The organism is Oceanobacillus manasiensis, from assembly GCF_000724085.1.
Classification (GTDB): domain Bacteria; phylum Bacillota; class Bacilli; order Bacillales; family Amphibacillaceae; genus Oceanobacillus_B; species Oceanobacillus_B manasiensis.
Genome location: NZ_CCDL010000003.1, coordinates 116,797 through 130,158, shown reverse-complemented (window position 1 = coordinate 130,158; position 13,362 = coordinate 116,797). Strand labels below are relative to the sequence as shown.

Here is a 13,362-nt window from a genome sequence, read left to right as displayed (position 1 = left end):
TAGAAGTCAATCTACGTAGATTCACCTTTGACTCGTACCTATTGTCCAACTACTCCCCTAAAGAACGAATAACAGAACAAGTACAAACAATCCCTTTATAAAAATTCTCCACATCAAGATTCTCATTCGGCGAGTGGTTTGCTTCATCAGAATTTGCATATGGTACGATAACAGAAGGTACTCCTAGAATTTGGGTCCATACATAATCTGGCAAACTACCACCTAGGCTAGGCTGTAAGACTGGTTCTTGATGGTAGGCTTCCTTAACTGCCTCCTTAACAACCTTTACAACCTCCAGGTCAGGAGACGTACGAGATGGCTTCATCGATCCATGACTCACCACTTCTACTCCAGGTGCATGTTTATTAACATGTTTAATAAACTTTTCTAAAATATCATCTGGGTCTTGATCAATTACTAGTCTCATATCCATTTTGACCTTAGCAGTAGAAGGTATGATTGTCTTGGCACCATCTCCACCATAGCCACTATGAAAGCCTGCGATATTTAAAGTTGGTTCAAGGGTTAGTTTTCGGTAATATTCCTCACGCGTCATATCAAAACCTTTATATCCAATTTGATCTGCGACTTGTTCAGCATCATAAGGTAGAGTGGATATCAATTCTTCCTCGTTTGCAGTAGGTTTTTGTAGATCATCATAAAAACCTTCTATTAATATATTGCCATCATCATCCTTCATGGTACCTAGAAGATCAACAAGCTGCCAAGCTGGATTTGGAGCAATATTTCCTTTGTTACCAGAATGATTATCCCAATCTGATCCCTTTGCATTTAGTTCTACATAGAGCATACCTCTAACTCCGAGTAAAACAAATGGCGCCCCGCTTTCATGCATTGGTCCATCTGATGTATACACTAAATCCGCTTTTAATAAATCGCGATATTCGGATACGAATTTAGCTAGATTCGGGCTCCCACTTTCCTCTTCTCCTTCAAATACAAATTTAATATTTACGGGAAGATCCCCTATAACTTCCTGGTAGCTTTTAAGTGCCAAAATTTGCGCCATAAGCTGACCTTTATTATCCCCAACACCGCGGCAATAAATCTTACCGTTTCTTATCGTTGGTTCAAACGGTGGTGAATTCCACTCCTCAATCGGGTCAGCAGGTTGAACATCATAATGGCCGTATATGAGTAACGTAAAATCATTATCTTCCTTCATCATTTCACCATAAACTACAGGATGACCATCCGTCTCAATTAATCTACTATCCATTCCGATATCTTCTAACATCTTAAGTAGCATGGCACTTGTTTCTTCCATCCCAATATTTTGGGCGCTAATACTTTTCTGGCGTAACAATGTAAATAATGTTTCTAAGTATTCCTCTTTATTTTTCTCCACAAATTCCCTTACCTGGTCTAAACTCATTACGTATCCTCCTCTATTAATTGTTTACAGCCCCAAGAACTCCATTTGCCTAGGTTAAGGCAATAATAATTTCACATCATATATCTCTCGATCATTTAAATTTACTCGGATTCTCCACCTTAATTGAAGAAACCTCTCCGCATTCACTGCAAAAAGTCAACATGATAAACGAGCCGCCAGATAACTTATCAATAGGCTTAACACTTGTAGCTCCGTTTCCCATTCTTCCTTGGACAAAATGATCACTTCCACATGCTTTACATTGTAAAGGATCCATTGATACTCCCCTCTCTTTTTATTTTGTAATCCGGTTTATTCTCAATACCCGTTGTTAATACGGCAGTCTTACTGTTAGTTATGTAATAAATCTTCCTTATTTCTTTAATCATATATTTACAAGCAATATTATTGAACCTTGCACCCGATCAAACTTTGCTTTTTATTTATTGATGCTTGTAACCGCAAACGTTATCCCTTTTTCCAGACAGTCACTTTCTAAATTCGAAACTTCAACTCCACCGCCACCACCAACTACAGTATCTCCTTCAAGGAAAGTACCATGGTATGGAACCTTAACACCATGTCGATCATTTTCTGTATATGCACTCGTACCCTTTGGCCAAATGGGTACATTAATAGGATTTAGATCATCTTTTATAATGCTCTTAATATACAAGCATTTCGTTTCATTATCATATTCAAGAACACCTTTAAGTTCTGCTTCCATACCACCTTCTAAATCGTGGGTCAAAACAACTGGATCTCCATCGGAAATTTTAAATATCTCATTCCCATCCGACCCACTACATCCGTTTATAACTACTAAACAAATAAATATAACCACACTACAAATTAGCCGCTTCACTTTATGCACCCCATTTAAGTATAGGTATTATTTATTCCGCAAATAACCCAATTGTGGAATACAAGTTAAACATCGATCTTCCACAGAACACTTGAAATGAGATTTCACACTCGACATCTGAATGGGGATTAGATTCTACTCAACAGTATCTAATAACTCCACATCTACATTGTCAGTGTCTTGCCAACTATAATATATTTCTATATGCCATTTTTCCTTTAGCCTTTTATAATAATTCTCTTCAATCCACCGGTGTAAATCATTATAAGCATCGACTATTTTATAATTAGCACCTTTATATCTTGAAACAGCATATTTTTGGGCCGGGACTGTTAGAGTCACCATATCAGAAGGAACATCTTCGTACTCTTTTACTTCAACACAAATCCAGTAGCCATCTTCTTCATCAGTTTCATTTTCTACAACAAAGGCGCCAAATTGTAACAATGGATTAACCACGTGTTTAATTTCATTAATACGACCCTCTAGCCACAGTGATGCTTTAGGTATTTCGTTTATATATTGGTCACCAGAACATAAAACCCGAAATCCTACTAACTTTAACTCTCCGAATTCTTTAATAGTTTTATTTTGTACAAATGTATCTGTCATTTTAAGACCACCTTCATTGCAGCAATTGCAAACGGAAACTTTCTTATTATAAACTCCTCCAATTACAAAATGTCTCTCACTAACACTGTTATTACAATAAGTTCAACAAAACTGATATTTAATCCTTCCTGTTTTAAAAAACCCGTTAGTAGAAAAACAAGCTCATTCTGCTCTGGCATTATTAAAATTCCTTATCAGTTTAAAAATGAAATACGTTGAGAAAAACAATATAATCCCTACCTTGTTAAAATGTAGATATACCTTTACTACATCTACAAACGAATTTAGAGGATAAGAGCCACTAAGAAGCAGAGTCGGAAATACAGTAATCAGCATTGCCAAATAATGAGCTGCAATTTGTTTTAAAAAACTCCAATGGTCAATTTGGTATATTACACTAGTCAAACCTAAGAAAAAAACAATTAGACCATTAAAAAAGTAAGCATTTGAAGTATCTACTGACCCTTGTAACTTATTCCACAGCGAAATTATTACCAATAAAATAAATGGAATTCCACCTCTAACCAAACCCTTTAATAGTAGGTGCACAAAAACTCTTCCTTTCTTCTCAATATCTATTGCTAGGAACATAGGAAACCCAAGAAAATATTGTTGCAAACAAAATAGTAGATAGTAATGCTGCTAGAAATCTTTTCATGATCATCCTCCATAACTTACAAACAATTACACCTTTTTTAATTCCTTGTTATTGCTTGATATACTAATTATTTATTTTCACTATCATCAATTGTCAAACCAACATGGAGGAGTATAAAAAATGGATACACTATTAATCCTCCTATTGCTAAAAGACCAGTTGCAGGATTGAGGGTGTCTCCACCATTAGTTATTGGAAATAAAGATGCGAATACGTAAACAAAAAGTACAAAATAAGGTAGCCAAAGGATTACTGTCCAAAAGTTTGCCTTGCGTCCAACCAACCAATTTTTCGTTAAAAAATAAACTAGTATTGTACCACCTATAATTTCAACAATAATCACTACACCAATCAAAATATTTACCGTGCCAATTTCCCAATTTGTTAATCTGCTAATTCTATATACATTTAACATAAGTTCAAGAGCAACAAAGAACATAAAAGCCCATAGAATACTAACCACATTTAACTTCAAAAAATATTTCATTTAATAATCCTCACTAACATCTGTCTTGTCTTAAACTCTACTGCTGTCTACTGCTCGTTACTTCAATAACTATTAATCCGATTTATAATTTGTACGATATTTGGATTTTAATCGTGCAAAGAAAGGAAATAAAAGCGAAGGGATGCCTATTAATATTAAAAGCGCAAAAGAATAATTACCAAACGACGTATATAATAACTTATTAATTAAAATGAAAATGAAGATAATTATTGGAATTTCTATTATCAACAATACGGTTTTTGAAGAAGTTTCTAAAACATGTTCTGTGTCACATTCTTTGCATGTTATAGGTTGCTTTTTCATGTGAGCTTTGTAAATTTGTTTCCATTTAAACTTCGTAAAACATTTCTCACACTTTTGCATATCAGACTCCCTCTCTTATTGCAGTAACTTTTACCATCAGCATTTAAATTTTCTTAGTTTCTGTAAAAATCCCCTTAAAAGTTATTCAATATTTACTAACGACTCAGTGATAATATTTACAATCTCAGATACACGTAACTCCCCATCTACAATGAGATCAGAATTAGGTTTTACTGTTTTTAACATATTTGAATAGCCTCTTCTTCCACTAACAAGGTAATTATTTAAACCCTCCAATATACTCTCATTAGGGCTGTTTTTAAAATCTCTAATAAGTCTTCGTGCCATTGCCACATCTAATGGAGTATCGATAAACACGGCATAATCAATGAATTTGCTAGTTTTACTATGTAAATAGGAGAATGGAAAATCTAAAATTATGTAGTCAAGAGGTTCATTAAGTAACTTTTGGATATCTTTAATAAGTGGTAATAAGTCCCATTCATCAGGATTACTTCCATTATCAATCCACTCAACAAAATCATCTGGTCCGTTAAAATCGTAGTCATCAAAGAATAAGGCTTTACAATTATGTATCTTACGTTTTAATTCAGAAGTTACCGCTGTTTTCCCCCCACCGGAAACCGCAGCAATTGCAATTACAATCGGCAATTTTCTTATCATAAACTCCTCCAATTTATAAAACGTCTTTTACTAACACTCTTATTACAATAAGTTCAACAAAGATGACAATTAATCCTACCTGGAATAAAAAAACTATTGGTTAAAAAACGGGTGCTTGAATTTCGAACTACCCATACCACAATAAACACAATCAATATTTAGAAATTTCCAAATCTATAGTTTGGTTTATGCTATACTTTTCTTAAACTAAGACAAGGAGGACTAGTCCAATGGTAAAAAAGTAATCAGAGAAAATCTTAAATTATTTTAGTAACTTTAGAATAAACATGTAGATTTTCTTTTTCATAGAATAAATAAGCAGAAAAGAGGAAAATAACATGTTAAATAGATTAAGTGATACGATTTATTATTCATCAAATGAAGATGATAGAGAACGACCAACATTAGGATTGGTATGTGGTGACCGATATAGTTTAGTTATAGATGCTGGTAATTCTCCTCAGCATGCTCAGGACTTTTTACTAGAAATCGAGAACCTAGATGTACCACCAGTTAAATATGTTGTTATTACCCATGCACATTGGGATCATTTCCTAGGGATGAATGAATTTGATGCAACTGTTATAGTTAATAGTCAAACAAACGAAATGCTAAAAGAATGGCAACATTTGTCCTATGACGATCGTTCACTTCAAAAATATGTGACTGCTAATCAGATGAGTCCTATATGTATGAAGGTTTTACAAACTGATATGCCAAACAGGGAGAGTTTTCAGTTGAAGTCTCCAGATGTAATCTTTGAAAACACATTAACGATTAATTTAGGTAATAAAGTTTGCATACTTGAAAGAATCAAAAGTACTCATACTGATGACGCTACAATCATTTATATTCCTGATGAGAAAGTTATTTTTTTAGGTGATTGTGCATATGGGACAACCATAAATTCTTTATTTCATTACAAGCAATCACTGTTATCGCCTATGATCAAAGACATACAAAAATATGATGCGGAAATGTTCCTACTTGGTCATGAGTCTATCTGTGATTTAAATGAGATGAATGTGTATTGGGAAGAGTTAACAGCAGCAAGTCAAGTTGTAAAGTCCACTTCATTAGAAAATGCATTAGAGTCCTTTGAGGCAGTAAATATAAGGAACCCTAATGAAAATGAATTATTTTTCATAAAAGCATTAGTTAATGACCATATTGTTCAGTCACAATAATTTTATAGAATAAAGCAATCAGATATAAAAATAAGCCATCTCATTATAAATTGAGGTGGCCTTTATTTTTAAATTTATAGATTTTGAACGTTTTCAAGTGCAAAATTAATACTCCCTGCCTAATTTAAGTGGCCCATAAAACCCACGTTTAACATTCAATCATTAAATAAAAATGAAAATATAAACTCTAACTAATACAAGTACAATAAGCGGAACGATATATTCCTTTTCTTCTCTGATAATTAATTTCCTTAACAGGTGCAGGAAATAGCGATAAATACTACTAAATTAGGAGTTGAAATACCAACTATAAAATCCCTCAAATCAATCAATTTTTTAGGTTAACAAGGAATGATGTTCTTTTAAAAATACATTATATTCTTTAACAAATAGCTTTGATTCTTCTATAAAAGGGTAATGATTGCTTTTCTCAAAGATAACTATTTTTGATTTAGGTATTAGCTGACCCATTTCAATAGAGTATATTACTGGACACTGTACGTCATATCTGCCACAAATTATTAATGTGGGAACTGATATTAATCCCAATTTTTTCGTTACATCAAATACCTGTACTTCACGATTGAAATAGCTCATACGAATTGCCGGCATATCCTTATGAATGTTTCGTGAAAATAATTCTTTATATTTCTCAGGTTCAAATAAAGATAACTTCATCCGTTCTTCCTTTAGTTCATTTCTTTTCTCTGATAATAGATCGGATTGGTTTAAAGTTTCAATTAGTTCCTGCATTCTATAATATTTAGGATGTTCTGGATTAAAAATACAATCCTTTGAGAATGTCGCGTATTCTCTTGCAGCAGCTCCAACAGTCACAATAAAGTTTAAGCTATTTGAAAAATGAATACCATAAATGATTCCAAGCATACCTCCAGTTGAATGCCCAGCAAATCCCCACTTAATAATTCCTAACTCTTCACGAATAGCTTCTAAATCAAATATCGATTCGACCATACTTAGTTGAAAAGGCTCAATTGCTTTCTCTGAATGTCCAGCCTCTCTTAAATTTACTAAAAATACTTTGTTGGTATTGGTAAATGTATCAGCAAAATAATCACCTGTCTGATTAAATACTGAATAATGGTGAGTAATACAAAGCGGTTCCCCTTCTCCCTTTATAAATATTTCAAAATCCCCACGGGGTGTTTTTAGTAATTTTCTATTCCAATTCCCCATCCTTATTTTCCTTTCTAACTTAAAGATCACTGCCCGTTAGCATAGAGTCATTTTAGAACTTATTTAACGAAATTTTTCGAATTCCCCCCAAAAAATACAGACCACCAATATGTTGATCTATTATTCTAAATGTCTTTCATTCCATAAACTAGACTAGATTTTTAAAGTCGACTTTGATATCACTTCGTGGCTTACTTAAATTATAAAAAAGCGTTAAACTAACTACACCCATCACTCCTATTAGTATAGTTAAAATAATGGGTGGTAACCAACTACTTATAATCATAAAAATCCCTGCTGTACTAACACCAAGAATGGTTGCAATTGAATAAAATGCCATATAAGTGCTACGTGCATAATCAGGGACCATATTAGATAGCATGGTTTGTGAAACTGGAATATACATAATCTCACCGATTGATGCAAGGAACATAGCCAAAACTAGAATAATTGGCGTTTGGCTTATACTTATTATGGTATACCCAGCAAAGAAGAGAAACAAGCCAATCATTAATACACTTCGATCGTTTCTTTTACTTATGAAACGTGTTAATACCATCGTGAAACATACTACAAGAATGGTATTTTCTGATTTCAATATACCAAGGAGATTAACTCCATCCAGTTCCAATGAAAGAAAAGAAGCAAACTGAGTTGGATTGGGAATCTCGTTTGCAAGACGTACACCAATGTAATTCGTTAACTGTTCTTCAACTGAAATAAAAAGAAGACTGGCAACAGAAAAAATAACAAAAATTCTATTTCCTATAATTTTAATATATGACGTTAACATTTCGAGTGAACTACTCACTTTTTGATACTTTTCCTGTGAAATTGGGATATATGTTTCTTTAATAAACAAATAAGTGATAAAAAAGGAGAATAATGTCGTCACAGCTACTCCTAGAAACAAATAAAGAAGATAATCAAAGAATAAAAAAGCACCAACCATACTACCAATAGCTGTGCCTATATTACGTATCCAATAGGAATATGTATAAATTGATTTTCTTTCTTGTGGGTTACTCATATCAATAATTAAAGCCTGATAAGCAGGGTTACCCGCGCCTTGACTAAACTGAATTAAAATAAAAAAGATAAATGTAATATATGGAAAGACTCCCCAGGTAGAGTTCGTAAATGCTACACCGATATAACCAACAAAAATAGTTAACTCGGAAATGAGTATAATCTTCTTTCTCCCTGTTTTATCAGAGACATATCCTCCCAATAAAGACCCTAATACATTAGAGATCATGACGATTAAAAATAAAATACCAGTCATTAGACTCCCGACATGTTTAGAAAAATATATAATTAAATAAGGAAGTACAGCCATAGTTGAAGTTGTAGATATGAACATTAACAATAACCGAATTTGAATTATTTTATTAAAAGAATTAAATTTCATTTATTAACCTCCTACAAACGATCGATTAGTCAATCATTCTATTTGTAAAAAGAAAACCTATTTATAAATAGGTCCCAAAAGATTCATTATAGATGAAATGTAGCTATCCCATGCTTCACTAAACCTAGCATCTGTAGTGTTTAAACGAATTCCAATTAAAAGGCTTGTATATAAGGCCGCAACCGTGAATGGATTTTGTTGGATTAACAATCCTTGGTTCTGTCCATTCTTTACAAGACGACTAACCTTATCCAATAGTTTATTATGAAATTGATCAAGTTCACTGAATATTTCAGGGAACTTATTATGCTGTCCAATTACTTGAACAACAAGTGTTAGATATGTATTCATTCCTGCAAATACATGAATGTGAGTTCTAATTATTTTTTCTAGCTCTTTCATTGGATCATTCGTATCTGGATTAAAGTCAAATAATGCTTCAGAAAGATAATTCAGCGGTTCTAAGACGACTGTACGAAAAAGTTCCTCTTTATCTTTGAAATAAGTGAAGACACTGCCATAACTAATCTCAGCAGCTTCAGATACTTTTTTAATTGTTGTTCCCTCGTACCCTTCAGTCGCAAAAAGAACAGTCGCAACTTCAAGAATTTTTGCTCTTCTTTTTTCCATATTTAATTTTTGCTCTTCAGATAAAGGCATGAATTCACCTACTCACTTCACGGATGATTGATTAGTCATTCGTTAAAATTATAGCTCAAGCTAATCATTATGTAAACCAAGAAACATTGTCACTTAATCAATCAAGCAAACCATTATTCTTCATTCCACCTTAAAATAATAATTCAATCAGTCACCTTTAGGATCAATACTTTCCGACTTAAATCTACATCCGCACCAAAATGCTTAAGAACATCTAATTCTAAACTACTTCGTTGCCAATTTCTAAGTTGGACAGAATGAGGTACAATCTTTTTTTAAATCATTTCTCGAAATTTGGGCACATCTTCTTTAGTTAAAATACCTCCTTACTGTTTAGTGAAAATATAAAAGGCACGAGAAATTTAATTTATATGATATCATAAAAAAACAGACGATTCAGATTAAAAACTAAAAAACAAGAAAGGACGAAAAAAATGGTTGTCCTGTTAATTGTGTTGTTCCTTCTAATTATATTCGAATCAATTTATATACTGTATTACAAAAGGCAAATTAAAGAGATTGGCGAACAACTAGCTTTTATTTCGAAGCATCATTCTTTTAAATTTATTCAAACCCAGATGAAGCCAAAAGAAATCTCTCATTTAATCGACAGTTGTAACGTCATGCTTAGGACTCAAAGAGAAATGAATCAACAATTCATTAGGAAGAATGAAGAAATGAATGCAACAATCGTTAGCCTCTCACACGACATAAGAACCCCTCTTACTTCGCTGGATGGATATCTACAGCTTGCCACTCGTACAGAAAGCACCCAAGAAAAAACGCATTATATGAAACTAGCCCAAACTAGAACAGAACGAATTAACAAACTGCTAGATGAACTATTTTTATATACGAGACTCGAACACAAAGAATATTTACTGGAGCTTGAACGTATGGATGTAGTCAATATATTGAAGCGGCGTTTATTTACGTTTTTCGACGAGTTCTCAGAAAAAGGTTATGAACCTACTATACGCTTCCCTGAAGCGCCTGTTTACATTATGGGGGATAGTAATGCGATTGAAAGGGTTGTGGAGAACATTATCAAAAACTATTTCGTACATGGTGAAGGAACAATGGCGATTCATTGCGAGGAAAAAGGCAATGCATTTATCGTAGACTTTTCAAATGAGATAAGAGATGCTAAATCGATTAATCTTGATTCTATATTTACTCCTTTTTACAAAGGGGATGCCGCACGCACAAGCCATTCATCTGGTCTAGGACTTTTTATTGTCAAAACGTTAATGGAAAAGATGCAAGGTGATGTGAGCGCAGATATCCTGCAAGAACGATTCCACCTGCGTTTGTGTTTTCAAAAAGCAACGAAGGAGGAGAACCATGGCGAACGAGCAAAATCAACTAACTATATTAATTATTGAAGATGATGAGCATATCAACAATGTGATATTTAAAGCACTTAGCCAAGAAAAACTCCTGTGCACACAAGCATTTTCCGGAAGTGAAGGGATGATTCACGTTACGCAGCGTGACTACGATTTGGTTATTCTTGATTTGATGCTGCCGGGCCTGTCCGGGGAATCTTTTATACAACAATTAAGAACAGAACTTCAGTCGGATATTCCTGTCATTGTATTGTCAGCAAAGGATAAATTGGATACCAAGTTAAGTTTATTCGCGCTTGGAGTTGATGATTATGTCACAAAGCCTTTTGAGATTGAGGAATTGCTAGCCCGAATTCATGTGCATGTGAAACGGAAAGGAATTAACAAACCTGTAACGTCATATCAACATAAAAACTTAATTCTTCATGCGAATACGAGAAGTGTTGAGGTTAATGGTACAAAGCTAACCTTAACGAAACAGGAGTATCAAATTCTCGAAGTACTACTGAAAAACAAATCCAGAGTGTTCACTAAACAAGATTTGTATGAACTGGCATGGGAGGATCATTATATTGGTGAAGATAAAACCATTACCGTACATATAAGCAATATCCGCAACAAGTTAAAGCAATGTGACAAAGAGTCCTATATCGAGACGGTTTGGGGGATCGGATTCAGGTTAAGTCCCTAGTTTTCTTTGAAATATCTTAACCTTTTCTTAGCTATTTATTAACTTTTTTCATGTTTATTTAGAGTATGGAGGTGAGAAGATGTCAGGTGCCATAATTGAACTGAAGGGGCTTACGAAACAGTTTAAAATGAAAACCGCTGTGCACAAGGCCTCTTTCAAAATAAACAAAGGCGATATATTTGGTTTAATTGGTCAAAATGGAGCTGGTAAATCAACATTACTTAAAATGATTGGCGGCCTACTTTATCCAACCTCAGGTGACATTCATTTTTTTAATGAAGCATCAGACAAAAACCAATTATATTTTGAAAGAATGGGACTCTTAATTGAAAGCCCAGGGCTGTATCCCGCTTACACAGCATACCAGAACCTTAACCTTATGATGATTGCATATGGAATCAAAAATTCCAACGAAGAAATCAATAAATTGCTACAGCTTGTTGGATTAGAAAATGAGAAAAAATTAAAGGTGAAAGAATTTTCAATGGGGATGAAACAGAGGCTCGGTATTGCGATTGCATTACTCGGTAGTCCGGATGTTCTTATTTTAGATGAGCCAATTAACGGCTTAGACCCCCATGGTATTAAAGAGGTTAGAGAATTAATTTTGGAGCTTAATAAAAACGGCTTAACGATCATCATCTCAAGCCACATTCTAGAAGAGTTGTCTAAAGTAGCGACCCAATATGCCATTATCCACGAAGGTAAAATTATGGAAACCATCTCAAAAGATGAGCTCCTGCTTAAATGCGAAGAACGAATTGAGCTAGAAATAGATGATGCAAAAGAAGTTACCCCTGTTTTAGAAGAAACATTGAACATCAAACATTATAAAGTAAATGACCAAAATACTATCTATATCTATGATTCACAAGTAGAAAACCATCAAATCGTTAAGCATCTCAGTGCCAAGGGTATAGCTATTCATTCTATTAGCAAACATAAGCAAGGATTAGAGCAATACTTTTTGGAGCGTACAGGAAGAGAGGCGGCATATAGTGATCAATTTATTTAAAATGGATTTCCACCGCTTTGTAAGAAATAAAACTATGTATTTGCTCCTGCTCATCTATAGTGCCTTCCAAATCTTCGGGGTATTTATGATGAGTCTGTATGAAGAACCAATGGCTGAAACTGGGACACTGATAAGTAAGATGAATGCAAGTGAGTTTATCCAATCAGTCTTATCACAAACACCGTCATGGATGTTATTGTACATTATGGTATTTACCATTTATTTTTATATAAGTGAGCTGAACTCAGGATATTACAAAAACTATATCACCATGAAACATGCACGTATTCACTCCGTAGTCTCCAAAATTATCATGCAAGCCTTCTTTACACTATTAATGCTCGCAACGCTCATTATATCTGATTTTATTGGTCGATATTTATTTCTGGATAACAGTTCGATCGGTGATCTCGGCTTCTTCTTAAAATTACTTTCTAGCCAATTTCTACTGCAATGGGCGTTTTCTGTCCTCATATTGTGTGTCGCCATGATTACAAAGAAGATGTTAGTTAGTTTAATAGTTGGCTTTGTTTTTGCACTTAATATATTCGGTATGATTTTGAGTAGCCTAGAGTCTGTTCTATTTGATAAAGCATATGTTTCCGATTATCTATTAGTTAATACCATTATGAGAATTAAAGACTTTAATGACCTAAATGAATTGATCGTTGTGTTAGGTATTGGTTTGGTCTCTCTCATTATCTTTATTACAATCGCGACCACATATAAATTAAAAGAGGATTTGAAATAACTTGAAGGGAATCTCTTTTGAGACGAATACACTCACAAACGATGGTGTCCTACTGTTTGTGAGTGTTTAATTAGA

The 13,362-nt window shown here is 33.8% G+C and carries 16 protein-coding genes; 5 read left to right on the top strand and 11 right to left on the bottom strand.

From position 1 onward, the window contains the following. Positions 1-49: 49 nt before the first annotated feature. The 8 genes from BN985_RS14185 to BN985_RS14150 all read right to left on the bottom strand — a co-directional run bounded on the left by BN985_RS14185 (position 50) and on the right by BN985_RS14150 (position 5,026). Positions 50-1,396: a M20/M25/M40 family metallo-hydrolase gene (locus BN985_RS14185; protein ID WP_042224225.1), complete on the bottom strand. Its 1,347-nt coding sequence runs from the start codon at positions 1,394-1,396 to the stop codon at positions 50-52. 91 nt (positions 1,397-1,487) lie between these two features. Continuing rightward, positions 1,488-1,673 (bottom strand): hypothetical protein, encoded by a 186-nt coding sequence (locus tag BN985_RS14180; protein ID WP_042224224.1) that lies wholly within the window; start codon positions 1,671-1,673, stop codon positions 1,488-1,490. 162 nt (positions 1,674-1,835) lie between these two features. Further along, entirely contained in the window at positions 1,836-2,261 is a 426-nt protein-coding gene (locus BN985_RS14175) for a hypothetical protein (RefSeq protein WP_042224223.1), read from the bottom strand. A 135-nt stretch (positions 2,262-2,396) separates the two neighbouring features. Further along, positions 2,397-2,873, bottom strand: coding sequence for a GyrI-like domain-containing protein (locus tag BN985_RS14170; RefSeq protein ID WP_042224222.1), 477 nt, complete (start codon positions 2,871-2,873; stop codon positions 2,397-2,399). A 162-nt stretch (positions 2,874-3,035) separates the two neighbouring features. Next, a complete protein-coding gene (locus BN985_RS14165) occupies positions 3,036-3,464 on the bottom strand; it encodes a DUF3021 family protein (RefSeq protein WP_042224221.1) in 429 nt (142 codons plus the stop codon). A 134-nt stretch (positions 3,465-3,598) separates the two neighbouring features. Next, positions 3,599-4,018, bottom strand: a complete 420-nt coding sequence (locus tag BN985_RS14160) for a hypothetical protein (RefSeq protein WP_042224220.1) — start codon at positions 4,016-4,018, stop codon at positions 3,599-3,601. A gap of 72 nt (positions 4,019-4,090) precedes the next feature. Next, positions 4,091-4,402 carry a TIGR04104 family putative zinc finger protein gene (locus tag BN985_RS19580; protein WP_042224219.1) on the bottom strand — a complete coding sequence of 104 codons (312 nt, stop codon included), beginning with the start codon at positions 4,400-4,402 and terminating at the stop codon, positions 4,091-4,093. Positions 4,403-4,483: 81 nt separating this feature from the next. Then, positions 4,484-5,026, bottom strand: a complete 543-nt coding sequence (locus BN985_RS14150) for a nucleoside/nucleotide kinase family protein (RefSeq protein ID WP_042224217.1) — start codon at positions 5,024-5,026, stop codon at positions 4,484-4,486. Positions 5,027-5,364: 338 nt separating this feature from the next. Between BN985_RS14150 and BN985_RS14145 the strand changes: the two genes are divergently transcribed. Beyond that, the gene (locus tag BN985_RS14145; protein WP_042224215.1) at positions 5,365-6,213 is read left to right on the top strand and encodes an MBL fold metallo-hydrolase; all 849 of its coding nucleotides are present in this window, start codon (positions 5,365-5,367) and stop codon (positions 6,211-6,213) included. A 336-nt stretch (positions 6,214-6,549) separates the two neighbouring features. On the opposite strand, the gene BN985_RS14140 is transcribed toward BN985_RS14145, so the two are convergent. The 3 genes from BN985_RS14140 to BN985_RS14130 all read right to left on the bottom strand — a co-directional run bounded on the left by BN985_RS14140 (position 6,550) and on the right by BN985_RS14130 (position 9,481). After that, a complete protein-coding gene (locus BN985_RS14140) occupies positions 6,550-7,410 on the bottom strand; it encodes an alpha/beta fold hydrolase (protein ID WP_042224213.1) in 861 nt (286 codons plus the stop codon). A gap of 148 nt (positions 7,411-7,558) precedes the next feature. After that, complete coding sequence (locus BN985_RS14135) at positions 7,559-8,821, bottom strand: MFS transporter (protein ID WP_042224211.1); 1,263 nt, start codon at positions 8,819-8,821, stop codon at positions 7,559-7,561. Between the two features lie 57 nt (positions 8,822-8,878). Further along, on the bottom strand, positions 8,879-9,481 hold the full coding sequence (locus tag BN985_RS14130) for a TetR/AcrR family transcriptional regulator (RefSeq protein WP_042224210.1): 603 nt from the start codon (positions 9,479-9,481) through the stop codon (positions 8,879-8,881). 434 nt (positions 9,482-9,915) lie between these two features. On the opposite strand from BN985_RS14130, the gene BN985_RS14125 reads away from it, so the two are divergent. The 4 genes from BN985_RS14125 (at position 9,916) to BN985_RS14110 (ending at position 13,287) form a co-directional block, all read left to right on the top strand. Beyond that, positions 9,916-10,866 carry a sensor histidine kinase gene (locus tag BN985_RS14125; RefSeq protein WP_042224209.1) on the top strand — a complete coding sequence of 317 codons (951 nt, stop codon included), beginning with the start codon at positions 9,916-9,918 and terminating at the stop codon, positions 10,864-10,866. Continuing rightward, complete coding sequence (locus BN985_RS14120; protein WP_042224207.1) at positions 10,826-11,521, top strand: response regulator transcription factor; 696 nt, start codon at positions 10,826-10,828, stop codon at positions 11,519-11,521. The genes BN985_RS14125 and BN985_RS14120 overlap by 41 nt, the downstream gene beginning before the upstream one ends. Positions 11,522-11,600: 79 nt before the next feature. Further along, positions 11,601-12,536 carry an ABC transporter ATP-binding protein gene (locus BN985_RS14115; protein WP_042224206.1) on the top strand — a complete coding sequence of 312 codons (936 nt, stop codon included), beginning with the start codon at positions 11,601-11,603 and terminating at the stop codon, positions 12,534-12,536. Further along, on the top strand, positions 12,520-13,287 hold the full coding sequence (locus tag BN985_RS14110) for an ABC transporter permease (protein ID WP_042224204.1): 768 nt from the start codon (positions 12,520-12,522) through the stop codon (positions 13,285-13,287). Before BN985_RS14115 ends, BN985_RS14110 begins: the two co-directional genes overlap by 17 nt. Positions 13,288-13,362 lie beyond the last annotated feature (75 nt).

Bases quoted from the DNA above. Each gene is read 5' to 3' on its own strand.
- BN985_RS14165 (WP_042224221.1), bottom strand. From the start codon at position 3,464: ATGTTCCTAGCAATAGATATTGAGAAGAAAGGAAGAGTTTTTGTGCAC.
- BN985_RS14180 (WP_042224224.1), bottom strand. From the start codon at position 1,673: ATGGATCCTTTACAATGTAAAGCATGTGGAAGTGATCATTTTGTCCAA.
- BN985_RS14115 (WP_042224206.1), top strand. From the start codon at position 11,601: ATGTCAGGTGCCATAATTGAACTGAAGGGGCTTACGAAACAGTTTAAA.
- BN985_RS14140 (WP_042224213.1), bottom strand. From the start codon at position 7,410: ATGGGGAATTGGAATAGAAAATTACTAAAAACACCCCGTGGGGATTTT.
- BN985_RS14185 (WP_042224225.1), bottom strand. From the start codon at position 1,396: ATGAGTTTAGACCAGGTAAGGGAATTTGTGGAGAAAAATAAAGAGGAA.
- BN985_RS14125 (WP_042224209.1), top strand. From the start codon at position 9,916: ATGGTTGTCCTGTTAATTGTGTTGTTCCTTCTAATTATATTCGAATCA.
- BN985_RS14160 (WP_042224220.1), bottom strand. From the start codon at position 4,018: ATGAAATATTTTTTGAAGTTAAATGTGGTTAGTATTCTATGGGCTTTT.
- BN985_RS14150 (WP_042224217.1), bottom strand. From the start codon at position 5,026: ATGATAAGAAAATTGCCGATTGTAATTGCAATTGCTGCGGTTTCCGGT.
- BN985_RS14135 (WP_042224211.1), bottom strand. From the start codon at position 8,821: ATGAAATTTAATTCTTTTAATAAAATAATTCAAATTCGGTTATTGTTA.
- BN985_RS14120 (WP_042224207.1), top strand. From the start codon at position 10,826: ATGGCGAACGAGCAAAATCAACTAACTATATTAATTATTGAAGATGAT.
- BN985_RS14130 (WP_042224210.1), bottom strand. From the start codon at position 9,481: ATGCCTTTATCTGAAGAGCAAAAATTAAATATGGAAAAAAGAAGAGCA.
- BN985_RS19580 (WP_042224219.1), bottom strand. From the start codon at position 4,402: ATGCAAAAGTGTGAGAAATGTTTTACGAAGTTTAAATGGAAACAAATT.
- BN985_RS14145 (WP_042224215.1), top strand. From the start codon at position 5,365: ATGTTAAATAGATTAAGTGATACGATTTATTATTCATCAAATGAAGAT.
- BN985_RS14170 (WP_042224222.1), bottom strand. From the start codon at position 2,873: ATGACAGATACATTTGTACAAAATAAAACTATTAAAGAATTCGGAGAG.